This window comes from Paraburkholderia sp. GAS348 (genome assembly GCF_050434205.1).
In the GTDB taxonomy this organism is placed as follows: Bacteria; Pseudomonadota; Gammaproteobacteria; order Burkholderiales; family Burkholderiaceae; genus Paraburkholderia.
This window is the reverse complement of record NZ_JBNPVT010000008.1, coordinates 36,745-59,740: the sequence shown is the minus strand read 5'-3', so window position 1 is coordinate 59,740 and position 22,996 is coordinate 36,745. Positions and strand designations below refer to the sequence as shown.

The window sequence follows — 22,996 nt, the reverse complement described above, 5'->3', positions numbered from 1 at the left end:
GTTAGTATTCCCCGTCGATAAGTTCAGCCGCCGTTTTTCGTCGGGCCGGGACTCAGGCGTCGCGTTCCATCGTGCGTTCGGCAGCAATCAGCGCAAGCCCTGACAGCACCAGCGAATCGTGGCGAGTATGCGGCACTTTTAGCGCACTTGTCACTTCGTCCACGGCGCCGCCGCTCACCACCAGGCGCACCGGCACCTGCCATTCGTCCTGCAAATCACGCCACATACGCTCGATCAAACCAGCTTGCGCCAACGTGCACCCGGCCGACAGCGAGCGCGGCGTATCAGTCTCAAAGAACGGGCCGCGCCGATCTCGATCAGATGTGGCGCCCGGGTCGCGCAAGCCGCGCGCCGCGTTGGCGTCGAGCGTCGGCAGTTGCGCCGTGTGCTCGCCCAGCGAGCGCATCATCAAGGTCCAGCCCGGCGCAATCAGGCCGCCGACAAAGCAGCCGTCCGCACGTAACGCTTCAAGCGTGGTCGCCGTGCCGAACGTCGCAATGAGCAGATTCTCACCGGGAAACGCTGCGTGCGCGCCAATCAGCCCGGCCCAGCGATCGCTGCCGAGCGCATGCGGTGTCGTATAGCTATTGGTCACGCCGCATTGCTGCGCAGAGGCGCGGATCGTCGCGCGCGGCAGTTGCGGCCAGTGAGCGTCGAGTAGTGCGGCAATCCGCGCCGCGACACTTTCGCCCGCGACGTTCGACAACCATGCGCCGCCCGGCGCCGGCAAATTCGACCAGTCAGGTTGGTCAGCGCCGCCGTGCGCCAGCGCGCCGGCCGCGATTTGCATACCGTCCGGCTGCACCAGCGCCCACTTGATGCGGCTATTGCCTGCGTCGATCAACAGATAAGGCGCACCGCTCGTCATGCAGCACCATCGGCCAGACGCAGCGAGACATCACCGGTCGCGACGGTCAGGCGGCCCGCCGCCGTGTCGAGCAGCAGTTGTCCGCGCTCGTCGACACCCGTCGCCACGCCGCGCGCCAGCTCTTGACCTTGCTCCAGCAGCACGACTTCGCGGCCTGCGTAAGCGTGCACGGCGTTCCAGCGCGACTGGAACGGCGCGAAGCCTTCAGCGCCGAAGCGCTGCAACGCGGGTTCGAGCGCGCTCAGTTCCGCCGCCAGCGTATCGGTGAGGTTCGCATTCGGCAGCGCGCGTTGCAGCGCGGTCGGCACGGTGCCGCGCGCCTGCGCCGGCACGTCCGCGTTCAGCGCGCCGACCTTGGCGGCAAGCTCCTCAGCGCCCTTCACATTGGTGCCGATACCGATCACCACGGCGCTTGCGTCATCGGTACTCCACGCGGTTTCGATCAGGATGCCGGCCAGCTTGTCGCCTTCGAGCAGGACGTCGTTGGGCCACTTCAGCGCGATTTGCCCAGGGCCTGCGACCGGCAACGAGCGCAGCCCGTCGACCAGCGCCACGCCCACCGCAAGACTCAAGCCCGCCAGCCCTTCGAGCGGCCGCGGCAACACGCACGCCACCGAAAACAGCAGCGCATTGCCCGGCTCCGCATACCATGGACGGCCACGGCGGCCGCGGCCCGCGGTTTGCAGATACGCGACCCGCACGATCGGCCGCGGCAGCGCGCCGGTTTTGCGCGGCAATGCCTTGACGCGCGTCATCAGGTCGGCGTTGGTCGAGCCGGTTTCCTCGACGATTTCGATCGGCCAGTCATGCGCGTGCGGACCGAATAGCGCGATGGCGCGCTCGCGGTCGATGCGCCAGTCGGAAGCCGCGGCGGCTTGGGGTGGGGTCTTGGAGGCGTTCATGTCTCATATTGTAGCGATAGCGAACGCTGTGAGCCCGCGAGCACGGTTCATCTGCCGCGCCTTCGCTACAATGACCCCTAATCCGATAACCAGATTGCAGCGATCCTTGAACTACGACACTCCGCCCGGCCTTGAAGTCGCGGCTGGCAGCCAAGGCAAGATCGTCCGGCTCTCGGGCCAGTGGACAGCGCTCGCGCTCGCTCGCGACAAGGCCACCGGCCACGTGATTCCTCTGTTGCACTCGCTGCTCGGCGCTGAGGGCATCCGCCAATGGGACCTGTCGCGTATCGACCGGATGGACCACGTCGGCGGTCAGGCACTGTGGCGCGTGTGGGGCCACAGGCTGCCCCCGGACACCACGCTCACCGATACGCAACGCGACATTTTCGAGCGCATCGCACTGCTCGATACGGCGCGCGAAAAGGTCGAGCCGGTGATCAAGTTCGATCCGTTCACCCGGCTCGGCCTCGGGATCTTCTCGTTCTTCGAGCACCTGTACGGCGGATTCGGCATGTTCGGGCAGGTCGTGATCGATCTCCTCGCGATCCTGCGCAAACCGAAAATCACGCCATGGACCGAAATCTCCGCGAACGTCTATAACGCCGGCGCCAAGGCCTTGCCGATCACCGCGCTGGTCGCGTTCCTGATTGGCATCGTGTTGAGCTATCTGTCGGCGCAGCAACTGCGGCTTTTTGGCGCGAATCAGTACATCGTCAATATTCTTGGGCTGTCGGTGATTCGCGAACTGGGGCCCGTGCTGTCGGCGATTCTGGTGGCGGGCCGCTCGGGCTCGGCGATTACCGCCCAGATCGGCGTGATGCGCGTCACCGAAGAACTCGACGCCATGCGCGTGATGGGCATCCCGCACGGCTTGCGGCTGATCCTGCCGCGCGTGGTCGCGCTTGGCGTGGCCATGCCGCTCCTCGTGATGTGGACCAATATCATCGCGTTGACGGGCGGCGCGCTCGCCGCGAAGATCGTCCTCGGCATCGACATGAGCTACTTCGCGCGCGCCTTGCCGAGCGTGGTGCCGGTTGCGAACTTGTGGATCGGCCTCGGCAAGGGCATCGCGTTCGGCATGCTGATCGCGATCGTCGGCTGTCACTTCGGCTTCCGTATCAAGGCCAATTCGCAAAGTCTCGGCGAAGGCACGACGACCTCGGTGGTGACCTCGATCACTATCGTGATTCTCGCGGACGCGGTGTTCGCGATCCTCTTCCAGAACGTGGGGCTAGGATGATCGCGCCACTCACTCAGGCCGTACGCGGCCAACCGATGCCCGAGATTGCGGAGCCGGTGATCGAAGTGATCGACATCACCAAGCGCTACGGCCGCAACATCGTGCATCAGCATCTGAATTTCGACGTGCGGCGCGGCGAGATCGTCTCGGTCGTCGGCGGGTCGGGCTCGGGCAAGACCACGCTGGTGCGGCAGATTCTCGGCCTGGAGCGGCCGTCGTCGGGGACCATCAAGCTGTTCGGTGAGAACATTGCCACCATTTCGCCTGAAGACGCGCTGCTCATGCGCAGCCGCTCCGGGATGCTGTTTCAGCGCGGCGCGCTGTTCTCGTCGCTCTCGGTGTTCGACAACGTCGCGCAGCCCTTGCGCGAGCTCGGCCAGGTGCCCGCGGACCTGCTGCGCGACATCGTGATGCTCAAGCTCGAGATGGTCGGCCTGCCATGCAAGCACGCATCGAAGATGCCATCCGCGCTCTCGGGCGGGATGATCAAGCGCGTGGGTATTGCGCGCGCCATCGCACTCGAACCCGAGCTGCTATTTCTCGACGAACCGACCGCCGGCCTCGATCCTCAGGCGTCCGACGAATTCGTCGAACTGATCTCCGCGCTGCATCGCGCGCTCGGTTTGACGGTGGTCATGGTCACGCACGATCTGGATACGATGATCGCGCTGTCCACCCGCGTCGCCGTGCTGGCGGATCGCAAGGTGCTGGTCGCCGCGCCGGTCGAAGAGGCGGCGGGCGTCGATCATCCTTTTATCCGCGAATATTTCCTCGGCCTGCGCGGGCGTCGTGCGCTGCAGGCGCTGCCGCCGGAACGCCGCGCAAAGTTGCCGCGCGCGGCGCTCGAATCGGCATCGTCCGAATTGCCGCTGTGAACCAGGGAACCTGACAATGGAAAACAAATCACATGCCTTCTGGGCAGGGATCTTCACGGTGGCCTTGCTGGCTGCAATCGCGGTGGCGGCTTTTCTGTTCAACGTCGACCGTTCCGTACGGGTGCCGTACGATCTGATCGCGCGCACCAACGTCACGGGGCTCTATACCGACGCGGCCGTGCGCTATCGCGGGCTCGACGTCGGCAAGGTGCAGTCGATCAAATTCGACCGCGATCATCCGGGACAGATTCTGATTCGTATCCTCGTCGACACGCACGCGCCGATTACGCACTCCACGTTCGGCAGCCTGGGGTTTCAGGGCGTGACGGGTATCGCCTTCATCCAGCTGGATGACACTGGGCGCGATCTGACACCGCTCGCGTCGTCGGCTAAAGCGGTGGCGCAATTGCCGATGCATCCGGGCTTGCTCGATCAGTTGCAGCAGCGCGGCGACGTTTTGCTGCGCAAACTCGAAAGAGTCACTGACGACGTCGACAATCTGTTGTCGCCGGCAATGGTCAGCCAGTTGCAGGGCACCGCAGCGAGCCTTCAGAAGGCCGCCGACGGCGTCGCCACGCTGACCCAGCAGATGGCGCCCGCAGCCGGCAAGCTGCCCGCCACGATCAACGAACTGGATCGCACGCTGGCATCGACCAATCAGTTGATCACCAGTCTGAACCGCCCGGACGGGCCGTTCGAAACCAACCTGAACAAGGTCGGAACGGCGGCGCAGCAAGCGGGTGACGCGCTGGTGTCGATGGACAGTTCGATCCAGGAGTTGTCGGCGCGCGTCGGTTACGACACGCTGCCGCGCGTCAATTCGCTCGCCGAAGACGTGCGCTCCGCGGCCCGTTCGGTGGACCGCGCTGCCGACACGTTCAGCACCAATCCGCGCAGCGTGCTGTTCGGTGCGCCGGGTGCGGCGCCGGGCCCCGGCGAAGCTGGCTTCACGTGGCCGGCGGCCCGCGCCGCTGCGCACGCTCCTCAATGAAATGATTCGCAGGTTTTGAAGAAGGAACATGGTTATGTCACGCTCGATTCACCGATTGTTGTCCTCGAGCGCCGCGCTTGCGATGCTGCTCGCGTTCGGCGTGCTGGCTGCAGGCTGTGCCGGTAACCCCGCGGCGATCTCGGACATCCGCTACGACTTCGGGCCGCCGAATCCGGCGGCCTCGGCCGGCACGCTGCCGGCGGTGAAGGTGCTGGATGTCACCGCGCCCGACAACCTCGAATCCGACAAGCTGATTTACCGGCTCAGCTACGCCGACGCGCAGCAGACGGCGTCGTACGCGAATAGCCACTGGACCATGGCGCCGTCGCAATTGCTGACCCAGCGTCTGCGCGGTGCGCTCAGTTCGCGCGGCACCGTGCTGACGGGCGCTGACGGCGTGCACGCCGCGGTCCTGAAGGTCGATCTGAGCGAGTTCGAACAGGTCTTCGATAGCCGGTCGGAAAGCCATGCGGCAGTTACCGCGCGCGCTACGTTGACGCAAGGCGGCAAGGTGATCGGCCAGCGCACCTTCATCGCGCGCGCGCCGTCCAGTTCGGCGGACGCCGCCGGCGGCGCGCAAGCCCTCGCTGCGGCCAGCGACGATCTCGTCGCGCAGATCGGCGCATGGCTCGGCGTGCAGGCGCTGGTCGCCGCGCAATGACCGGCATGCAGCGCAAAGAACGGAGCGCTGCATGAGCGTTAAACCCTGGCAGCGCCGTCCGTCGGCGCTTGCCCGGCAGGCGCTGGGGCTGTACGCGGCGCTGATCGTCTACGGTTCGTGGTATCCGTTTTCCGGCTGGCGTTCGCTCGGCCTCGCTCCGTTTGCCTACCTGTCCGATCCCATGCCGCAGTACCTGACGGCGTTCGACGTCGTCACGAACGTGCTCGGCTATATGCCGTTCGGCGCGCTGGTGGTGCTTGCGGTGTATCCGCGCTGGCGCGGTACGCTGGCGGTCGCGTTGGCCTTCGTGCTCGGCGGGTTGCTGTCGGGTGTGATGGAAGCGGTGCAAACCTATCTGCCGACGCGCGTTGCCTCCAACCTCGATCTGGCCGCCAATGCGCTCGGCGCGCTGCTCGGCGCGGCGATCATGTCGCCGGCCACTGGCGCATTGCTCGATCGCGGTCTGCTGCGGCGTTTGCGGCTTCTCTGGTTCGAGCGCGACACGGCGGCGCTCGCGTGCCTCGTCGCCTTGTGGCCGTTCGCGACGATGTACCCGGCGCCGCGCCTCTTCGGTCTCGGCAACTGGCCGCGCGAACTTTGGCTGCGTTTCGATTCGACGACACAAGATGCCCTGCTCGCATGGACGCCGCCGACCTGGCACGTCGGTGCGTGGCCGGCGCTGGTTGCCGCCTGGCTGCCGGACGACACCTGGGAAGCTGTCATCACGACGCTCGATCTGTTCGCCGCACTCGCCCTGGCTTCGCTGCCGGTGCGCCGCCATGCGCCGCTCGTGCGCCTGTTGATCCTGTTTATCGTCACGACCTTGTGCGTCAAGGCGGGCGCGACCTTTCTGCAATCGCAATCCGGTCTTGCGTTCGACTGGGCGACGCCCGGCGCCTTGGCGGGGCTTGTGTGCGGCGCCGTCGCGGCACTCCTGGCGCTGCGCTTGCGGCGCCGGTCGCGTGCGGCGCTCGCGGCCTGCGCGCTCACAGTCGCGCTGGTGTTCGTCAATCTGCTGCCGGTGAATCCGTATTTCGATGCCGTGCTGGCCGACTGGCGCCAGGGGCGGTATCTGCACTTCAACGGTCTCGCGCACTGGATCGCGTGGAGCTGGCCGTATGCGGCGCTGGTGTGGCTCGCCTATCGCGTCGAACAGGTGTGGCTCAGGCGGCGCGTGAAACGCGCATGAAGCACGGGCGGCGCATGCGCGCGGCCGGATGGGGCGGCGCGCCCGGCCGCACAGGGCCGCACGGGGTCGCACAGGGCGCACAGGGCGCACAGGGCGCACGCCGCAAGATGCGCTGCATACCCGGCCGGGCCGCGGGCCGCCGTCAGTCCGTCGTTCAGCGACCGTCAGCCCCGCTCGCTATAATCGTCCGCACAACAGGCGCGCCGCAGCGCTTCCAGCGCCATTCCCACTCTCACAGTCTCGCTTCCGGACATCATGGACTCCTTCTACAAGTACCACGTCTTCTTCTGCCTCAATCAGCGCGATCCCGGCGCGGAGCGCCCGAGCTGCGCGAATTGCAACGCGCAGGCGATGCAGGAACACGCGAAAAAACGCGTGAAGCAACTCGGCCTTGCAGGTCCGGGCCAGGTGCGCATCAACAAGGCAGGCTGTCTCGAGCGTTGCGAGCTCGGCCCGGCGCTCGTCGTGTATCCGGAAGGCGTCTGGTACACGTATGTCGACGAGAGCGACATCGACGAAATCGTCGATTCGCACCTCGTGAACGGCAAGATTGTCGAGCGCCTGAAGATCGATCAATAAACCGCGCCATGAACGTACATACGAAGAAGTATCTGATCGACGGCCCGGTCGGCAAGATCGAGGTCGCGCAGGATCTGCCCGACGACATGCGCGAGAACGGCGCCGCGCCGCGCGGCATCGCCCTGGTCGCGCACCCGCACCCGCTGTTCGGCGGCACGATGGACAACAAGGTCGCGCAGACGCTCGCGCGCACGCTTGTGCAGTTGAACTACGTGACGTACCGCTCGAATTTCCGGGGTGTCGGCGAAACGCAAGGCGAGCATGACGCCGGCATCGGCGAGCGCGACGATCTGCGCGCCGTGCTCGATCACATGCGCGCGCAAGCCGGGCAGGGCGATCTGCCGCTCGTACTGGCGGGTTTTTCGTTCGGCACCTTCGTGTTGTCGCACGTGGCTGCGAAGCTGCGCGAAGAAGGTCAGGCGATCGAGCGGATCGTGTTCGTCGGCACGGCGGCGAGCCGTTGGGAGGTCGCACCCGTGCCGGAAAATACGCTTGTGATTCACGGCGAAACCGACGAGACCGTTCCCATTCAGTCGGTTTACGACTGGGCGCGGCCGCAGGAATTGCCGATCGTCGTGATTCCGGGGGCAGAGCATTTTCTGCATCGCAAGCTGCACGTTCTGAAACGGATCATTGTCGACGCGTGGCGTTAATGGGGTGCGGGGGACGCGCCGCGCGTGTTTTCCGGGGTACAGGTACGTGCAAACGCAAATTAATCGCCGCCCTTTGGTCAAAGATACCAGGATAGCGCGCGTATAATAGGCGCTCTTTTTTGGGCGCAGCATCGCCCACCCGGCAGTTCGCGCGACGCGTAGCTTTGCGCGCGCAGCGGTGCCGGATGCGAGGCGTGCTGCGCGAACCGATCGCGTGGCCGGAAGTCCAATGGGCGCCGCGCCGTTTTACGGCCTGACGTTCGCCGACCGGCTCCTCCAAACTGTGCGCCCTGCGCGCGATGTATTTTTTCGCACGAACCGACCCTATGCGTTTCTCCACCTCCGGCCGCACGTCATTCCCGTCAGTTGCTTCTTTCGTTCCCCCTGCGCTTAGCCGCGCCGTGACCCTCGGCATGGTGCTGCCGGCAACCCTCGTTGCCAGCACGGCGTTCGCGCAGGTGCCGCCGCCCGCGGTGAACGCGCGCTCGTGGGTGCTCGTCGACGCCACCAGCAATCAGGTGCTCGCCTCGGGAAATGCCGACGAACGCGCCGAGCCGGCCTCGCTGACCAAGCTGATGACCGCGTACCTCGTCTTCGAAGCACTGCAGACGAAGAAGATCACGATGGACCAGACGATTGAGCCGAGCGAAGCGGTGCGCCGCGTGAAAACCGACGAATCGCGCATGTTCATCGAAGCGAACAAGCCGGTGACCGTGCACGATCTGGTGTACGGCATGATCATCCAGTCCGGTAACGACGCGGCGATCGCGCTGGCCGAACTGGTGGGCGGCAGCGAAGCGCAGTTCGTCAACATGATGAACACCGAAGCGCAGAAACTCGGCATGACGCACACGCATTTTGCTGACGTGAACGGTATGCCCGACCCGCAGCACTACACCACGGCGGGCGACCTCGCGATTCTGTCGGCGCGTCTGATTCGTGACTTCCCCGACTACTACAACATCTTCTCGGTCAAGGAATTCACGTACAACAAGATCAAGCAGCCGAACCGCAACCGTCTGCTGTGGATCGATCCGACGGTGGACGGCCTGAAGACCGGTCACACGCAGGCCGCCGGCTACTGCCTGATCGCCAGCGCGAAGCGTTCGCTGCCGGGCACGACCGACGGCTCGCGCCGCCTCGTCGCGGTGATGATGGGCGAGACCAAGGAACACGACCGCGTGCAGGACGCCCTGAAGATGCTGAACTACGGCTACACCGCGTATGACACGGTGCGTCTGTACAAGGCGAATCAGGTGGTGGGCACGCCGCGCGTCTACAAGGGTGCGCAGGACACCGTGCAGATCGGCGTGAAGGGCGATCAGACCATCACCGTGCCGAAGGGCATGGGCGACAAGGTGAAGCCGCAGATCGAGCAGATCGATCCGCTGATCGCGCCGATCGCGAATGGTCAGCGAGTCGGCACGGCGAAGCTGGTGGCCGACGGCAAGGTGCTGGCGCAATTCCCGATTGTCGCGTTGCAGGCTGTACCGCAAGCCGGCGTGGTCGGCCGCGTATGGGATTCGCTGATGCTGATGTTCAACAAGAAGAAGTAAGAGCCCGATTGCGATGACCGCTGTTGCCGATATTTCGCTCGATCCGATCGTTTATCTGAACGGCGAGCTGGTGCCCTTGTCCGAAGCGCGCTGGTGAAGGATGGCGTGTTGTACGCGGCCTATCAGCGTGCCAAGGCCAAGGAAGCGCTAGAAGCGCTGCAAGGAGTAGAAAGTGAATCCCGCGAAAGAATCGTTGCTTGAGTTTCCGTGCGACTTTCCCATCAAGATCATGGGCAAGTCGCATCCAGAGTTCGCCGAGACGATTGTCTCGGTGGTTCGGCAGTTCGATAACGAAGTGGACCCCGAGCGCGTGGAAACGCGGCCGTCCAGCGGCGGCAATTACACCGGTTTGACGGTCACAGTGCGCGCCACGAGCCAGGCGCAGCTCGACGATATCTATCGCGCGCTCACCGGCCATCCGATGGTGAAAGTGGTGCTTTAAAGCCTGGCGCTGTGTGTCTCGGTTTTACGGCGTGACGTGCAATGCGTCCGCCGCCAGATCGGCGCTTGCTGCAGGCCCCGCCTCGCAAGCCCGCTCGAAAAGCTGTCTGAACCGTCCCACTTCTTCGAATACCCAGGCGCGGAACGCCTTGACGCGCGCGGTTTCGAGCATCTGCGGCGGGCAGATGAAGTAGTACTGCCATGGGCTTGGTCCATCCACATCGAATAGCCGCACAAGGCGGCCTGCTGCGATCTCGTGCATTGCCAGCGAACGGCGCGTGAGCGCGATCCCCTGACCGTCGATGGCCGCCTGCAGCAAATTCGACGAATCCTGATACAGCACGCCGCGCTTCGGCTCCGGCCAGTCGGTGAGGCCGGCCGCGTCGAACCACGGGCGCCAGAGTTCGTCGTCCGAACGCAGCAGCGGGACCTTGGCCAGATCGGCCGGCGTTTGCGGCAGCTTGCCGCCGTTGAAATTCGGTGCGCAGGCCGGAAAGAATATCTCCTCCAGCAGCAACTCCGCGTGCAGCCCCGAATACTTGCCGTAGCCGAAGCGGATCGCCACGTCGACGTCGTCGCGCGCGAAGTCGGTCAACGCATTGGTGGACAGCAGTTCGAGGTCCCACTGGGGATGCGCCTCGATAAAGCTGCCAATGCGCGGCGTCACCCAGCGCGCCGCAAACGAGGACAGCATGGACACGACAAGGCGCCGCTCGCGGTCGCCGGCGCGGATTTCGCGGGTGGCGTCGACAAGCGCCGTCAGCGCGCTGCGCACGCGCGTGGCATAGCGCCGGCCCGTGTCCGTGAGCCGTACGCGTTTGCCGTCGCGGGCGAACAGCGTGACGCCCAACTCCGCCTCAAGCGCGCGAATCTGGTGACTGACAGCGCCGTGCGTGACGAACAGTTCGTCAGCGGCGCGCGAGAAGCTCTCGTGGCGGGCGGCGGCTTCGAACGCCTTGATGGCGTTCAGTGGGGGTAATTGCCGGAGGTCCATCGCAATATTTCTCACATAGAGGTGAAAATAGATCGTTTTGCGTAAACCCTTGCTACGCCTACGATTGTAGCCACGAAACGAACTTTTGCGAGGGCATTATGCGAGAAATTTCCTCTAGCATCGCGTTTGAAATCCGCAACGGCGAAACCATTCCTATGAAGGTGGCGCGCAGCACCAAGCTGGTTGTGCACGGTGGCGCGGTGTGGGTTACGCGCAGCGACGACACGGACGACTACTGGCTGCAGCCTGGCCACACGCTGCGGCTGCGGCGCGGTGAACGGTTGTGGTTGAGCGCGGAGGGCAGCACGCACGCGAAGGTCGCGTTTTCGGTGCCGACGCGCTGCGATGAGCGTGCACTGAACTGGCTCGCGCGGGTCGGCGAACGGCTGGCGGCCCGCATGCGTGGGGGCTGGCGCACGGTGTGAACGCAGGGAGCGCCGCGACGTGATCGCGCATCGGCGCTCAGGCAAAACGGCGCTCAGGCTAAACGGCGCTCCGGCGCGATACGAGGCGGCGCCATGCCCTTAAGCAGGTGCGTCCGGCGGGGATGCCCAGATTTCGGTAAACTGTGGGAATTATGTGCGCCGCCCCGGTTTCCCCGTCTCCTTTGCCCGCCATGGCGCCGCTTACGCTGCGCTGGCTTGGCAACGAACCTTACGAAGCCAGTTTCGAAGCGATGCGCGCGTTCACCGACGCGCGCACTGCCGATACATCCGACGAAATCTGGCTGGTCGAACACCCTCCCGTCTTTACGCTTGGCCAGGCCGGCGACCCGGCGCATCTCCTGGCCGCCGATAGCGGTATTCCGCTCGTCAAGGTCGACCGGGGGGGGCAGATCACCTATCACGGACCCGGGCAGGTGGTTGCCTACCTGCTGCTGGATCTGCGCCGGCGCAAGCTGATGGTGCGCGAGATGGTCACGCGGATCGAGCAGGCTGTGATCGACACCCTCGCGGCGTATAATCTCGCGGGAGAACGCAAGGCGGGCGCCCCTGGTATCTACGTGGCGCCCGGGCCGGATGCCGGGCTGCATGCCGGCGCCAAGATCGCCGCGCTGGGTCTGAAAATCCGCAACGGCTGCAGCTATCACGGCGTGAGCCTGAATGTGAACATGGACTTGCGGCCGTTTCTGGCCATCAACCCATGCGGCTACGCGGGGCTCGAAACAGTCGATATGGCAACGCTGGGTGTTGCCGCCGGCTGGGACGACGTGGCCCGTACCTTTGCAGCACGCCTCACCGCAAACCTCGACGGCAGTCCCGCAGCCGTCGCCCAACCGCAGGCTGGTGCTCTCACCGCCTGACTGGACCGAACGAATGACTGACGTTACCGCGAACCTCGCTGCTTCTGCCGCTTCTGCCGCCGAGCCGGCTTCCGCCGCTGCCTACGACGCCACCGCGAAGCAGAAGGCACAAGCCAAAACCGCCCGTATCCCGATCAAGATCGTCCCGATCGAAAAGCTGAAAAAGCCGGACTGGATTCGCGTCAAAGCGGCCACCGGCAATTCGCGCTTCTACGAAATCAAGCAGATTCTGCGCGAACACAACCTGCACACGGTGTGCGAAGAAGCGAGCTGCCCGAATATCGGCGAATGCTTCGGCAAGGGCACCGCGACGTTCATGATCATGGGCGACAAGTGCACGCGCCGCTGCCCGTTCTGCGACGTCGGCCACGGCCGCCCCGATCCGCTCGATGTGGATGAGCCGGGCAACCTGGCGCGCACCATCGCCGCACTGAAGCTGAAGTACGTGGTGATCACGAGCGTCGACCGTGACGATTTGCGCGACGGTGGCGCGGCTCACTTCGTGGAATGTATCCGTCAGACACGCGAACTGTCGCCGGAAACACGCATTGAAATTCTGACACCGGACTTCCGCGGCCGTCTGGATCGTGCGATCGGCATTCTGAACGCCGCACCGCCCGATGTGATGAACCACAACCTCGAAACGGTACCGCGCCTGTACAAGGAAGCGCGCCCGGGTTCGGACTACGCGCATTCGCTGAAACTGCTGAAGGATTTCAAGGCGCTGCATCCGGACGTCGCGACCAAGTCTGGCCTGATGGTCGGCCTCGGCGAAACCGAAGAAGAGATTCTGCAAGTGATGCGCGATCTGCGCGAACACGACGTGGACATGCTGACGATCGGTCAGTATCTGCAGCCGTCGGAGCACCACCTGCCGGTCCGCTCGTATGTGCATCCGGACACGTTCAAGATGTACGAAGAAGAAGCGTACAAGATGGGCTTCACACACGCGGCGGTAGGCGCGATGGTTCGCTCGAGCTACCACGCCGATCTGCAGGCGCATGGAGCCGGGGTGGTTTGAACGGTTTAGTGTGTTGTCAGTTTGAAAATGCAAAGCCCGCACGTGTTGCGGGCTTTGTTCTTTTTTGGGGCGCTGGAGCGGGCGGTTCAGCAGTTCCGCGCGGCGATCTGCCTGTGCTGCTTAGCGGTAGTGGCGCGCGAGCAGACTGCAAGTAACAGATATCACTCCGCCGATAATCGTGAACGGATAGAGAAAGCCGATAAAACGATGGCGCAGCGCGCGGTCTTCGATGAGGCGGTAGATCAAATTGGGCATGCTGGATCTCCTTGAAACCAGGTCGAAAAGTGCAGCTCAGCGCGCCTAAATCAGTTAGGTAAGCGAATAATGAGATGCGGAAAAGGAGGCCGCGACGACGCCGGTTATGAGCAGCGAAAACCACATCAACCATCCATCACGCTCCTGTTCTCTTGCGTGACGCGTTGGACGAGCCGCTGCATCGGCCGCACCCAGGCACACCAGTATTGTGAAGGGGCGCGTCTAGCCGCCAGCCCGCGCACGCTCAAGCAAACAATTCAATCACAGGCCAGCCGCGTTCCGTGGCAACGGCGCGCAAACGCGGGTCGGGATTGGTCGCGACCGGATGCGTGACACGCTCGAGCAAAGGCACGTCGTTGATCGAATCGCTATAGAACCGGCTCTGCGGGAAATCCTGCAGGCGCTGGCCGAGCGAAGCTAGCCAGTCCTCGGTGCGCGTGATCTTGCCCTCGCGGAAGGTCGGCACGCCGACCGAATTTCCGGTAAAGCGTGCCAACGGATCGCCGTCTTCAGTGCCGAGATCGATCCCCAGCAAATGTTCGAAGCCGAGTGCCTTGGCGATCGGTTTCGTAATGAACACATTGGTGGCTGTGACGACGCAGCACAGGTCGCCTGCGTCGATATGACGTTGCACGAGTTTCCGCGCAGCGGGCAGAATGGCCGGCGCAATCACCTCCTCCATGAACTGCACGTGCCACGCGTCGAGCTGCTCGCGCGAGTGGCGAGCCAGCGGCGCCAATGTGTAGTTCAGGTAGGCGGTCATATCGAGTGTGCCGGCCACATACTGGCGGTAATAGTCGTCGATTTCCTCCGCGTGCTGCGCAGCGCCTTCTATGCCCAATCCGGCGATGAAATGGGCCCACGCCTGATCGCTGTCGAGCGGCAGCAGCGTGTGGTCCAGGTCGAACAGCGCAAGGTTGCGGCTCATCCAGCGTCCTTGTGAGAGTGAGAAAAATAAGTAGTTGAGCGAATCGCGTGCCGGGCCATGAGCCGGCACACCGTAATCCACAGGTTGGCACGAGCGTATATTCAAAAGCACAAAATTACAATAAGGCAAAAATGTGCAACACTAGTGTCATAAACGCCCCGGGTGCCGGTTCGCGCGGCATGCGGTTCGGGTCTTGGCAGCAGGAACGGGTGCGCAGTGCCTTATGTTGATTCTTCTTAACCTTCTGGCTGGTGTGGCGCTCCTCGTGTGGGGCTCGCATATCGTACGTACCGGCATCCTGCGCGTGCTCGGCGCCGATCTGCGCAGCGTCCTCGGGCGCAGCACCAGCAGTCGCTGGCGTGCCTTCCTCGCGGGCGTTGGCGTCACAAGCCTCGTGCAGAGCAGCAATGCAACGGCGGTGATCGTCACGTCCTTCGCTGCGCAAGGTCTCCTGCCGCTTACCAGCGGCCTCGCGATCATGCTTGGCGGCGACGTCGGCACCGCACTCATGGCGCGGGTGCTGACACTCGATCTGTCATGGCTGTCGCCGATCCTGATTCTGTTCGGCGTGCCGCTCTTTCTGTCGCGCAAGCAAACCCGCCTCGGCCAGGTCGGCCGTACGCTGATCGGGCTAGGCTTGATCCTGCTGGCGCTGCACCTGATCGTCGAAACCGCCCAGCCGATGATGCAAGGCGCCGGCGTGCGCGTGATGTTCGGCGCGCTGACCGGCGACACCATGCTCGACGCGCTGGTCGGCGCGGCATTCGCGATGCTGTCCTATTCGAGTCTCGCGGCGGTCCTGCTGACTGCGACGCTTGCCTCGTCCGGCGTGATCTCGCTGAAGGTGGCGCTGTGTCTGGTGATCGGCGCGAATCTCGGCAGCGGCTTGCTGGCGCTGATGGGTACGCTCGCGCAGAACGCGGCGGCGCGGCGTCTGGCCTTGGGCAGTCTCGCATTCAAGCTGACCGGCGCGTTGCTGATCCTGCCGTTCGCGCCGTTGCTTGCACGCGGGCTGCCGGTGCTGATCGCGAATCCACGCGAAGCGGTGGTCGGTTTTCACGTGATCTACAACACACTGCGTTGCTGCGCCTGCCTTTCGCTGATCGATCCGGTGGCGCGCATCTGCACGCGGGTATTGCCGGACCGGCCGCAGCCCAACGGCGAACTGCGGCCGCTGCATCTGGATGCCGCCGCGCTTCCCACACCCACGCTCGCACTCGCGCACGCCGCCCGCGAGGTGCTGCGCATCGGCGACATCGTGCGCACCATGCTCGATAACATCGCGGACCTGATTCATGACAACAACCTCGACAAGGCGCGCGAAACGGTCCGTATGGACGACGACGTGGACCAACTCTACGCCGCGGTCAAAAGCTATCTGACACTGATCTCCCGCGAGCAACTCGATGAAGCTGACAGCCGCCGCTGGACCGACATCATCGCGTTGACGATCAATCTGGAGCATGCGGGCGACATCATCGAGCGGATCGTTGGCGATATCGAGGAAAAGAAGATCGCGCACCGGCTGTCGTTTTCGGAGGAGGGGCTGGGCGAGCTGGACGACCTGCAGGCACGGCTCGTCAGCAATCTGCAGCTTGGCCTGTCGGTGTTTCTGACTAACGACCTGCGTTGCGCCGAGCGGCTGCTGGCGGAGAAGGAGCGCTTTCGCGATCTGGAGCGCGCGTATTCATACAAGCACCTGGACCGGCTCGCGGGGCAAACCCTGCGCAGCATCGAGACCAGCGCGTTGCATCTGGATCTGATCAGCGACATGAAGCGGCTCAATTCACTGTTCTGTTCGACGGCCTATCCGGTGCTCGACGCAGCCGGCGCGCTGCACGACACGCGCTTGCGCAAGCGCGTGCTCGATACGATGCATGTGAAGGAATAAGCGGGTCGCGCGGCGCTCTTGCAGCGCTTCCTGAAGCATTCGTGCGAAGCCCCGAACACGCCGGCGCCCTAAGCCAGAACGATCTCTTCCAGCTTCTTTTTCAGCGCCGCAAAGTCGGCGGCTTCGGCCGCCTTTTTGTTGGTGACCAGCACATCGATCTTATCGACCGGACAGTAGGAAATCCTGCTGCGCTGACCGATCTTGCTGTAGTCGGCGAGGATCACCACGCGGTCTGCGTTGGCGACCATGGCGCGCGCCACTTCGGTTTCAGCGTGATCGTAGTTGGTCGCGCCATGCCGGTGATCGATGCCGACCGGCGAGAGCAAGGCCATGTCCGCACGATAGCGCTGGATGTCGAGCACGGTGGTGGCGCCGGTGGTCGCCATTGCGCGATCGCTGATCGAACCGCCCAGCAGGATCACTTCGTTGGCTGCTTCCGTCTGATCCACGGCGCCGCGCATTTTCAGCGCGACGTCGATGGAATTGGTGACGATCGTCAGGTTCGCCAGTTTCGCCAGCTCTTCGGCGAGCGCTGCGGTGGTGGTGCCCGCGTCGATGAAAAGTGTCTGGCCGCTCGCGATCAAACCGGTGGCCGCCTTGGCGATTGCCGTTTTGGATTTGACGCGCATGTGGGCGCGCTCGGCGATCGGCGCCTCGTCGGCAGGTTTGATCGCGCCACCATGCACGCGCCGCAATTCACCGAGTGCTTCCAGGTCGAGCAGATCGCGCCGCACCGTTTCGCGCGACACCCCGAGGTCCGCCATGATCCGTTCAGTCGACACGCGTTGAAGCGTGGACAGCAACGCGCGAATTCTCTGATGACGGTCTTCCTGCCACATGCATTTTTCCTTGAGTGCGAACGCTCGTTCACACGGCTTGCTTTTTTAAAGTGTCATCGTGGACACGGATGTGTGTCCGGAGGATGTCAAGCGTACTACTTTAGCCGAATTGTGTTGTATTTTTTTGGCAGCTTGCAACTTTGTGTATTTAACCTTAGCCTTCGCAGATCGAAGTGCTGCGCCGATTTCGAACATCAAATGTTCGGAAAGGAATTGAAATGCCCAATTTCGAGCATTTTGTGGCAATTTTTGGCAATTTGCTTGACCCATGCCGTTGCCATAATGGATCTTGGGATCTGCCGCTTGAACCATTCACTGCTGCATGCGGCGCTGCCAGGAGGCCGCACGGTTTGGCATCCTGACAATAAAATCGCTGAGCCAACACGGGGCGGAATGGGTCTCGGCGTTGGCCGTGTGGCCTGCTATCGCAGCGTCGCCCATTGGCGCGATACTACGCGCGGGGCCCACGCGTAAAGGCTGCATGACGCAGTGCGTCATGGCGGTACGGGCAACTGGGAACGTGTCGGGAGCATACTTAACCCGCTCTATCTGGAAGGTAACGAGACGTGGCAAACGGCATTGATCGCACTTTATCCGCAGACTGGCCGTATCCGAGGCGGGTTGCGCATCGCTGCGGCGGCACATTGGCGCCGGAGAACACGCTGGCCGGTTTCGACGCGTGCGTGCGCTACGGCTACCGCATGGTCGAATTCGATGCCAAGCTCTCTGCCGACAACCAGCTCTTTCTGTTGCACGACGACACGCTGGAACGCACGACTAACGGCCATGGTGCCGCGGCGGAACACACGTGGGACCAACTGGCCGTGCTCGATGCCGGCGCCTGGTTCGGGCCGCAGTTTGCTGGCACGCGCCTGCCGACGCTCGCCGAGGCGGCGGGGCGTTGCGCACGAGATGGCATCGCCGCCAACATCGAAATCAAACCCTGCGTGGGTCGTGACGAGATCACCGGGCGCCTGGTCGCAGGTGGCGCGCTGACTTTGTGGCAAGGGCAGACGCCGCCGCTGCTGTCATCGTTTTCGTTCGAGGCGCTCGCTGCTGCGCGGGATGCGGCGCCCTCATTGCAACGCGGCATGCTGTTCGAAGAGGTCCCGGCGGACTGGCTGCGCATCGTGCGGGAACTGGATTGCGTGTCTTTGCACGCGAGCCACCGGTATCTGACCGAGCGGCTGGTCGCCGAGATCAAGGCAGCCGGTTTGCGTGTACTGGCCTACACGGTGAATGACCCGGTGCGTGCAAAGCTGCTCGCGCAATGGGGCGTGGACATGATTTGTACAGATCGCATCGATAGACTTGAGCACGAGGACATGTTTTCAGCGCCGGCGAATCCGGACTGAGCATGGCGCGGGTGCGAGTTTGCACAGGCGCGTGCTCATAGGGCCAGAAATTAGAAATTTTCCAAACGTAGCAATTTCGGCAGAGGATGGGGAAGACTATGAAGCGCACCGTGTTAGCTCGCATACTTTCGATGTCGGCCGCTGCGGGTGTCGCCGCAGCCGGCGTGAGCAGCGCTTCGGCCGCGCCGCTCGATGCACTGGTCGCAGCCGCGAAGCAGGAAGGCCAACTTACCGTGATCGCGTTGCCGCATGACTGGTGCAACTACGGTCAGCTGGTGGCCGGCTTTCAGAAAAAGTACGGTATCAAGATCAACGAACTGAACCCGGATGCGGGTTCCGGCGACGAAGTCGAAGCCATCAAGGCGAATAAGGGCAACAAGGGTCCGCAGGCGCCTGACGTGATCGACGTGGGTCTGTCGTTCGGTCCGACCGCGAAGGCCGAGGGTTTGCTGCAGCCGTACAAGGTCGCTTCGTGGAACTCGATTCCGAAAGAGTCGAAAGATGCCGAAGGCTATTGGTATGGCGATTACTACGGCGTGCTGTCGTTTGAAGTGAACGCCGACATGATCGACAAGGCGCCGTCCGACTGGAGCGATCTGCTCAAGTCAGACTATAAGAACGCCGTTTCGCTGGCCGGCGACCCGCGCTCGGCCAACCAGGCGATCCAGGCCGTGTTCGCGGCGGGCCTGTCGCAAAGCAAGGGCGATGTGAGCAAGGCCGACAAGGCCGGTCTCCAATATTTCGCCGCTCTGAACAAGAACGGCAACTTTGTGCCGGTGATCGGCAAGGCCGCGTCGCTCGCTCAGGGCACTACGCCGATCGTCGTGCGCTGGGACTACAACGCGCTGGCCGACCGTGACACACTGAAGGGCAATCCGAAGGTGCAGGTGGTGATTCCGAAGACGGGCGTGGTCGCCGGTGTGTACGTTCAGGCAATCAGCGCCTACGCGCCGCATCCGAATGCCGCCAAGCTGTGGATGGAATATCTGTACTCGGATGAAGGCCAGATCGGTTGGCTCACCGGCTATTGCCATCCGATGCGCTATAACGAACTGGTGGCGGCGAAGAAGGTCCCGCAAGCGCTGCTCGACAAGCTGCCGGCGCCGTCGTCATACAAGAATGTGGTGTTCCCGACACTGTCCCAACAGGACGCCTACAAGGACACCATCACGAAGCACTGGGACGAAGCGGTCGGCGCGAACGTCAAGTAAGCCAGAAAGCACCAAAGGTGAACTATGAGCGCCTCATCGGATGCCGGATCGGTGCAGCCGGAATTACTGGTTCCGCCTGCGCCTACTCCAACGCCTCGCGTCGACGGTCCGGGCCGCGCGTCGCAGTTGCTCGCCTGGATCGGCGTGGTGCCGTTTTTCACCTTCGCGCTGTTGTTCCTGATTTTGCCGACCGGTTTTCTGATGGTCGGCGCATTCCAGGATTCGCAAGGCCATTTCACGCTCGCCAATTTCCGCGACCTGCTCCAGCCCACGGTGATGGATGCCTACTGGATCAGCTTCAAGGTGAGCGCCGCCTCCGCGCTCGGCGGCGCGGTGATCGGCTCGCTGCTCGCGTGGGCGGCGGTGCAAGGCAAATTGCCGGGCTGGATTCGCCCGACGTTGATGACGTTCTCCGGCGTCGCCTCGAATTTTGCCGGCGTGCCGCTCGCGTTCGCCTTCATCTGCACGCTGGGACGCGTCGGTCTCGTGACCGTATTGCTGAAGAAATACCTCGGCTTCAATCTGTACTCGACGGGCTTCAGCGTTCTGAGCTTCTCCGGGTTGACACTGACTTACTTGTACTTTCAGATTCCTTTGATGGTGCTGATCGTCACGCCCGCGCTCGACGGCCTGAAGCGCGAATGGCGTGAGGCCTGCGACTGCCTCGGCGGCACGGCCTTCCAATACTGGCGCCACGTAGCGTTACCGGTGTTGTGGCCGAGCGTGCTCGGCGCGACGCTGCTGCTGTTTGCCAATTCGTTCGGTGCGGTCGCCACGGCTTACGCGCTGACCGGCAGTTCGCTGAACATCGTCACGATCCTGCTGTACGCGCAGATTCGTGGCGATGTGATGCACAACCAGAACCTGGGCTATGCGCTCGCGCTTGGCATGGTGCTTGTCACGGGGCTGTCGAACGGCGGGTACATCTGGTTGCGTTCACGCGCTGAAAGGGGGCGTCGATGAATAGCCAATCGCGTGTCGGCGCGTGGACTGCGATGATCGTCGGTTCGCTGTACTTTCTGATTCCTTTGCTCGCCACCTTCGAATTCAGCCTGCGCATGAAGCGTGGCGTCTACAGCTTCGAGGCGTATAGCGTCGTGCTGAGCGATCCGCGGTTTCAGGCCTCGTTCGGCTATTCGATCCTGATGGCGGTGCTGACGATCATTGTCGGCGTGTTGCTGGTGGTGCCGACTGCGTACTACGTGCAGTTGCGGCTGCCGAGACTGCGGCCGGTCGTCGAATTCATCACGCTGTTGCCGCTGGTGGTGCCAGCGATCGTGATCGTGTTCGGGTATCTGCGCATCTATAACAGCAGTTCGATTCTGCCGCTCACCGGCAACGAACGCGCGACCGACCTGCTGCTGGTGTTCGGCTACGTCACGCTTTCGCTGCCGTACATGTATCGCGCGGTCGACGCCGGTTTGCGCGCCGTCGACGTGCGTTCGCTGACCGAAGCCGCCGAATGTCTCGGTGCGAACTGGGCGACGATTCTGTTCAAGGTGATCTTCCCGAATATCCGCTCGGGCATTCTGTCCGGCGCGTTTCTCACCTTTGCCGTGGTGATCGGCGAGTTCACGCTGGCGAGTCTGCTCGACCGCCCCGCGTTTGGCCCGTATCTGCAATTGATCGGTGCGAACCGTGCGTACGAACCGTCGGCGCTCGCGATCATCGCGTTCGTGATCACATGGGCGTCGATGGGTTTGATTCAGGTATTCGGCTCGGCACGCGCGCTTAGCGGCCAGAAAATTTGACGGACTCATTTGACCGACTAAGGCAGCGAATCATGGCATTCCTTGAGATCGAAAATCTGCATAAGGCCTTCGGGGCGAACACCGCGCTGCATCACTTCGACATGAAGATCGAACGCGGCGAGTTCATCACGTTCCTCGGACCATCCGGCTGCGGCAAGACCACGGTGCTGCGGATGATCGCCGGCTTCGAAACGCCGACGCGCGGCGTCATCCGGCTGGATAACAAGGACGTGACGCATTTGCGCACGCGGCAGCGCAAGGTCGGCATGGTGTTTCAGTCGTACGCGCTGTTTCCGAACATGACCGTGGCCGATAACATCGGCTTTGGACTGAAGATCACGCATCGTCCGCAGACGGAGATCAACAAGCGCGTCGAGGAGATGTTGCAACTGATCAAGTTGCCGCAACTCGGCGAGCGCTATCCGTGGCAATTGTCGGGTGGTCAGCAGCAGCGCGTGGCGTTGGCGCGCGCGCTTGCCGGCAAGCCGCAGGTGCTGTTGCTCGACGAGCCGCTCTCCGCGCTCGACGCGAAGATTCGCATTTCGCTGCGGCAAGACATTCGGGCGTTGCAGCGTGAGTTGGGTATCACGTCGATTTTCGTCACGCACGATCAGGAAGAGGCGCTGTCGATTTCGGACCGCATCGTGGTGATGAACGAGGGGCGTGTCGAACAGATCGGCTCGCCTTCGGAGATCTACAACTATCCGCGCACGCGCTTTGTCGCGTCGTTTGTCGGCACGCTGAACATTCTGGCGGGCCATGTGATCGACCCGAAAACCGGCAAGATGGCCGTCGACGGTCAGGAACTGACCACCACGCAAGAACTGCCGCCAGACGACGCGGGCAAGAAACGCATGCTCGCGCTGCGGCCCGAAGCCATTGTGCTGGAGCCGGCCGCGCCGGGCCGCAACACGCTGAACGCGACCGTCGAAGAAGTGAATTTCCTCGGCGCGGTGGTGCGCATCAGAACGCGCGTGAAGGATGCGGTCATTTCACTCGATGTATTCAACGACCCGAATCGCGGCTTGCCCGAACGAGGCCAACCGGTGTCGCTGGGTTTCTCGCACGAGAACTTGTTGGTGCTTGAAGAAGGCGGCGCATAGAAGCCGGACAGCCGTGCCCGACGTGGGCGAGGGCCGCGCGTACGGCTAGGCGGTTTCTGCTGACGCGTGCGAAAGCCGGCGCGCAAGCTGGGCGGTTTCGGCTGAAACAGGCGAAAGCCGCAGCCCAAAAGGCGCCCCGGGTTTTCCCGAATTCGCGCCTGTACGGATTCCGGATTCCCCGACACACCTCGTCCGGATTTCCGGAATCCCGGACGGCGGGCGTCGTAGCACACCAAAAAACCTATAAAAATCAAAGCGATTCGCGTCGCATCAAGCTGGCATCGACCTTGCAATTTAGAACCTGCGGCCGCAATGGACCGACAACTAAAGCAAGGAGACAACGATGTCTGATTTCCCTTCCCGGTATTTCTGAATTCGTCGTCTTGTCGC

24 protein-coding genes are annotated in these 22,996 nt (G+C 63.2%); 18 read left to right on the top strand and 6 right to left on the bottom strand.

From position 1 onward, the window contains the following. Positions 1–52 precede the first annotated feature (52 nt). Both P3T22_RS15885 and P3T22_RS15880 read right to left on the bottom strand, forming a co-directional pair. Entirely contained in the window at positions 53–868 is an 816-nt protein-coding gene (locus P3T22_RS15885) for a type III pantothenate kinase (RefSeq protein ID WP_063494604.1), read from the bottom strand. Further along, positions 865–1,770 carry a biotin--[acetyl-CoA-carboxylase] ligase gene (locus tag P3T22_RS15880; protein WP_063494605.1) on the bottom strand — a complete coding sequence of 302 codons (906 nt, stop codon included), beginning with the start codon at positions 1,768–1,770 and terminating at the stop codon, positions 865–867. The genes P3T22_RS15885 and P3T22_RS15880 overlap by 4 nt, the downstream gene beginning before the upstream one ends. A 106-nt stretch (positions 1,771–1,876) precedes the next feature. On the opposite strand from P3T22_RS15880, the gene P3T22_RS15875 reads away from it, so the two are divergent. The 9 genes from P3T22_RS15875 to P3T22_RS15835 all read left to right on the top strand — a co-directional run bounded on the left by P3T22_RS15875 (position 1,877) and on the right by P3T22_RS15835 (position 9,956). Then, on the top strand, positions 1,877–3,010 hold the full coding sequence (locus P3T22_RS15875) for an MlaE family ABC transporter permease (protein WP_063494606.1): 1,134 nt from the start codon (positions 1,877–1,879) through the stop codon (positions 3,008–3,010). After that, positions 3,007–3,885, top strand: coding sequence for an ABC transporter ATP-binding protein (locus P3T22_RS15870; protein ID WP_063494607.1), 879 nt, complete (start codon positions 3,007–3,009; stop codon positions 3,883–3,885). The genes P3T22_RS15875 and P3T22_RS15870 overlap by 4 nt, the downstream gene beginning before the upstream one ends. A 16-nt stretch (positions 3,886–3,901) precedes the next feature. After that, complete coding sequence (locus tag P3T22_RS15865; RefSeq protein WP_063494608.1) at positions 3,902–4,876, top strand: MlaD family protein; 975 nt, start codon at positions 3,902–3,904, stop codon at positions 4,874–4,876. A gap of 34 nt (positions 4,877–4,910) precedes the next feature. After that, on the top strand, positions 4,911–5,537 hold the full coding sequence (locus tag P3T22_RS15860) for an ABC-type transport auxiliary lipoprotein family protein (protein WP_063494609.1): 627 nt from the start codon (positions 4,911–4,913) through the stop codon (positions 5,535–5,537). A 31-nt stretch (positions 5,538–5,568) separates the two neighbouring features. Next, complete coding sequence (locus P3T22_RS15855; protein ID WP_063494610.1) at positions 5,569–6,726, top strand: VanZ family protein; 1,158 nt, start codon at positions 5,569–5,571, stop codon at positions 6,724–6,726. Between the two features lie 255 nt (positions 6,727–6,981). Continuing rightward, entirely contained in the window at positions 6,982–7,305 is a 324-nt protein-coding gene (locus P3T22_RS15850) for a (2Fe-2S) ferredoxin domain-containing protein (RefSeq protein WP_063494611.1), read from the top strand. Between the two features lie 8 nt (positions 7,306–7,313). Next, positions 7,314–7,958, top strand: a complete 645-nt coding sequence (locus P3T22_RS15845) for an alpha/beta hydrolase (RefSeq protein WP_063494612.1) — start codon at positions 7,314–7,316, stop codon at positions 7,956–7,958. Between the two features lie 326 nt (positions 7,959–8,284). Further along, positions 8,285–9,514: a D-alanyl-D-alanine carboxypeptidase family protein gene (locus P3T22_RS15840; protein WP_063494613.1), complete on the top strand. Its 1,230-nt coding sequence runs from the start codon at positions 8,285–8,287 to the stop codon at positions 9,512–9,514. Positions 9,515–9,686: 172 nt separating this feature from the next. Beyond that, entirely contained in the window at positions 9,687–9,956 is a 270-nt protein-coding gene (locus P3T22_RS15835; RefSeq protein ID WP_063494614.1) for a DUF493 family protein, read from the top strand. 24 nt (positions 9,957–9,980) lie between these two features. Here the strand turns inward: P3T22_RS15835 and P3T22_RS15830 are convergent, their stop codons facing one another. Then, a complete protein-coding gene (locus tag P3T22_RS15830; protein WP_063494615.1) occupies positions 9,981–10,949 on the bottom strand; it encodes a transcriptional regulator GcvA in 969 nt (322 codons plus the stop codon). Between the two features lie 98 nt (positions 10,950–11,047). On the opposite strand from P3T22_RS15830, the gene P3T22_RS15825 reads away from it, so the two are divergent. The 3 genes from P3T22_RS15825 to lipA all read left to right on the top strand — a co-directional run bounded on the left by P3T22_RS15825 (position 11,048) and on the right by lipA (position 13,273). After that, entirely contained in the window at positions 11,048–11,374 is a 327-nt protein-coding gene (locus P3T22_RS15825; RefSeq protein WP_063494616.1) for a DUF2917 domain-containing protein, read from the top strand. A 152-nt stretch (positions 11,375–11,526) separates the two neighbouring features. Then, positions 11,527–12,252: a lipoyl(octanoyl) transferase LipB gene (lipB, locus tag P3T22_RS15820; RefSeq protein ID WP_429325427.1), complete on the top strand. Its 726-nt coding sequence runs from the start codon at positions 11,527–11,529 to the stop codon at positions 12,250–12,252. Between the two features lie 13 nt (positions 12,253–12,265). Next, positions 12,266–13,273 (top strand): lipoyl synthase, encoded by a 1,008-nt coding sequence (gene lipA / locus P3T22_RS15815; protein WP_063494618.1) that lies wholly within the window; start codon positions 12,266–12,268, stop codon positions 13,271–13,273. A gap of 120 nt (positions 13,274–13,393) precedes the next feature. Here lipA and P3T22_RS15810 read toward each other — a convergent pair whose 3' ends face one another. Together P3T22_RS15810 and P3T22_RS15805 are read right to left on the bottom strand one after the other, a co-directional pair. Beyond that, complete coding sequence (locus P3T22_RS15810) at positions 13,394–13,528, bottom strand: hypothetical protein (protein ID WP_256390471.1); 135 nt, start codon at positions 13,526–13,528, stop codon at positions 13,394–13,396. Between the two features lie 244 nt (positions 13,529–13,772). After that, a complete protein-coding gene (locus P3T22_RS15805; protein ID WP_429325426.1) occupies positions 13,773–14,456 on the bottom strand; it encodes an HAD family hydrolase in 684 nt (227 codons plus the stop codon). Positions 14,457–14,679: 223 nt separating this feature from the next. On the opposite strand from P3T22_RS15805, the gene P3T22_RS15800 reads away from it, so the two are divergent. Further along, positions 14,680–16,347: a Na/Pi cotransporter family protein gene (locus P3T22_RS15800; RefSeq protein ID WP_063494620.1), complete on the top strand. Its 1,668-nt coding sequence runs from the start codon at positions 14,680–14,682 to the stop codon at positions 16,345–16,347. 68 nt (positions 16,348–16,415) lie between these two features. On the opposite strand, the gene P3T22_RS15795 is transcribed toward P3T22_RS15800, so the two are convergent. After that, on the bottom strand, positions 16,416–17,186 hold the full coding sequence (locus P3T22_RS15795; RefSeq protein WP_063494621.1) for a DeoR/GlpR family DNA-binding transcription regulator: 771 nt from the start codon (positions 17,184–17,186) through the stop codon (positions 16,416–16,418). Between the two features lie 566 nt (positions 17,187–17,752). Here P3T22_RS15795 and ugpQ point away from each other — a divergent pair. From ugpQ to P3T22_RS15770, 5 genes are all read left to right on the top strand, one after another. Further along, on the top strand, positions 17,753–18,541 hold the full coding sequence (gene ugpQ / locus P3T22_RS15790; protein WP_429325425.1) for a glycerophosphodiester phosphodiesterase: 789 nt from the start codon (positions 17,753–17,755) through the stop codon (positions 18,539–18,541). A gap of 98 nt (positions 18,542–18,639) precedes the next feature. Continuing rightward, positions 18,640–19,752 carry an ABC transporter substrate-binding protein gene (locus P3T22_RS15785; RefSeq protein ID WP_063494623.1) on the top strand — a complete coding sequence of 371 codons (1,113 nt, stop codon included), beginning with the start codon at positions 18,640–18,642 and terminating at the stop codon, positions 19,750–19,752. 24 nt (positions 19,753–19,776) lie between these two features. Beyond that, positions 19,777–20,715: an ABC transporter permease gene (locus P3T22_RS15780; RefSeq protein ID WP_063494624.1), complete on the top strand. Its 939-nt coding sequence runs from the start codon at positions 19,777–19,779 to the stop codon at positions 20,713–20,715. Then, a complete protein-coding gene (locus tag P3T22_RS15775; protein WP_063494625.1) occupies positions 20,712–21,503 on the top strand; it encodes an ABC transporter permease in 792 nt (263 codons plus the stop codon). The genes P3T22_RS15780 and P3T22_RS15775 overlap by 4 nt, the downstream gene beginning before the upstream one ends. A 32-nt stretch (positions 21,504–21,535) precedes the next feature. Then, positions 21,536–22,606: an ABC transporter ATP-binding protein gene (locus P3T22_RS15770; protein ID WP_063494626.1), complete on the top strand. Its 1,071-nt coding sequence runs from the start codon at positions 21,536–21,538 to the stop codon at positions 22,604–22,606. Positions 22,607–22,996: the final 390 nt, after the last annotated feature.

Coding starts and splice junctions, on each gene's coding strand:
- P3T22_RS15775 (WP_063494625.1), top strand. CDS start 20,712: ATGAATAGCCAATCGCGTGTCGGCGCGTGGACTGCGATGATCGTCGGT.
- P3T22_RS15860 (WP_063494609.1), top strand. CDS start 4,911: ATGTCACGCTCGATTCACCGATTGTTGTCCTCGAGCGCCGCGCTTGCG.
- P3T22_RS15850 (WP_063494611.1), top strand. CDS start 6,982: ATGGACTCCTTCTACAAGTACCACGTCTTCTTCTGCCTCAATCAGCGC.
- P3T22_RS15885 (WP_063494604.1), bottom strand. CDS start 868: ATGACGAGCGGTGCGCCTTATCTGTTGATCGACGCAGGCAATAGCCGC.
- P3T22_RS15840 (WP_063494613.1), top strand. CDS start 8,285: ATGCGTTTCTCCACCTCCGGCCGCACGTCATTCCCGTCAGTTGCTTCT.
- P3T22_RS15785 (WP_063494623.1), top strand. CDS start 18,640: ATGAAGCGCACCGTGTTAGCTCGCATACTTTCGATGTCGGCCGCTGCG.
- P3T22_RS15880 (WP_063494605.1), bottom strand. CDS start 1,770: ATGAACGCCTCCAAGACCCCACCCCAAGCCGCCGCGGCTTCCGACTGG.
- P3T22_RS15770 (WP_063494626.1), top strand. CDS start 21,536: ATGGCATTCCTTGAGATCGAAAATCTGCATAAGGCCTTCGGGGCGAAC.
- P3T22_RS15845 (WP_063494612.1), top strand. CDS start 7,314: ATGAACGTACATACGAAGAAGTATCTGATCGACGGCCCGGTCGGCAAG.
- P3T22_RS15795 (WP_063494621.1), bottom strand. CDS start 17,186: ATGTGGCAGGAAGACCGTCATCAGAGAATTCGCGCGTTGCTGTCCACG.
- lipB (WP_429325427.1), top strand. CDS start 11,527: ATGTGCGCCGCCCCGGTTTCCCCGTCTCCTTTGCCCGCCATGGCGCCG.
- P3T22_RS15810 (WP_256390471.1), bottom strand. CDS start 13,528: ATGCCCAATTTGATCTACCGCCTCATCGAAGACCGCGCGCTGCGCCAT.
- P3T22_RS15830 (WP_063494615.1), bottom strand. CDS start 10,949: ATGGACCTCCGGCAATTACCCCCACTGAACGCCATCAAGGCGTTCGAA.
- P3T22_RS15870 (WP_063494607.1), top strand. CDS start 3,007: ATGATCGCGCCACTCACTCAGGCCGTACGCGGCCAACCGATGCCCGAG.
- P3T22_RS15865 (WP_063494608.1), top strand. CDS start 3,902: ATGGAAAACAAATCACATGCCTTCTGGGCAGGGATCTTCACGGTGGCC.
- P3T22_RS15805 (WP_429325426.1), bottom strand. CDS start 14,456: ATGAGCCGCAACCTTGCGCTGTTCGACCTGGACCACACGCTGCTGCCG.
- P3T22_RS15855 (WP_063494610.1), top strand. CDS start 5,569: ATGAGCGTTAAACCCTGGCAGCGCCGTCCGTCGGCGCTTGCCCGGCAG.
- lipA (WP_063494618.1), top strand. CDS start 12,266: ATGACTGACGTTACCGCGAACCTCGCTGCTTCTGCCGCTTCTGCCGCC.
- P3T22_RS15825 (WP_063494616.1), top strand. CDS start 11,048: ATGCGAGAAATTTCCTCTAGCATCGCGTTTGAAATCCGCAACGGCGAA.
- P3T22_RS15780 (WP_063494624.1), top strand. CDS start 19,777: ATGAGCGCCTCATCGGATGCCGGATCGGTGCAGCCGGAATTACTGGTT.
- P3T22_RS15800 (WP_063494620.1), top strand. CDS start 14,680: ATGTTGATTCTTCTTAACCTTCTGGCTGGTGTGGCGCTCCTCGTGTGG.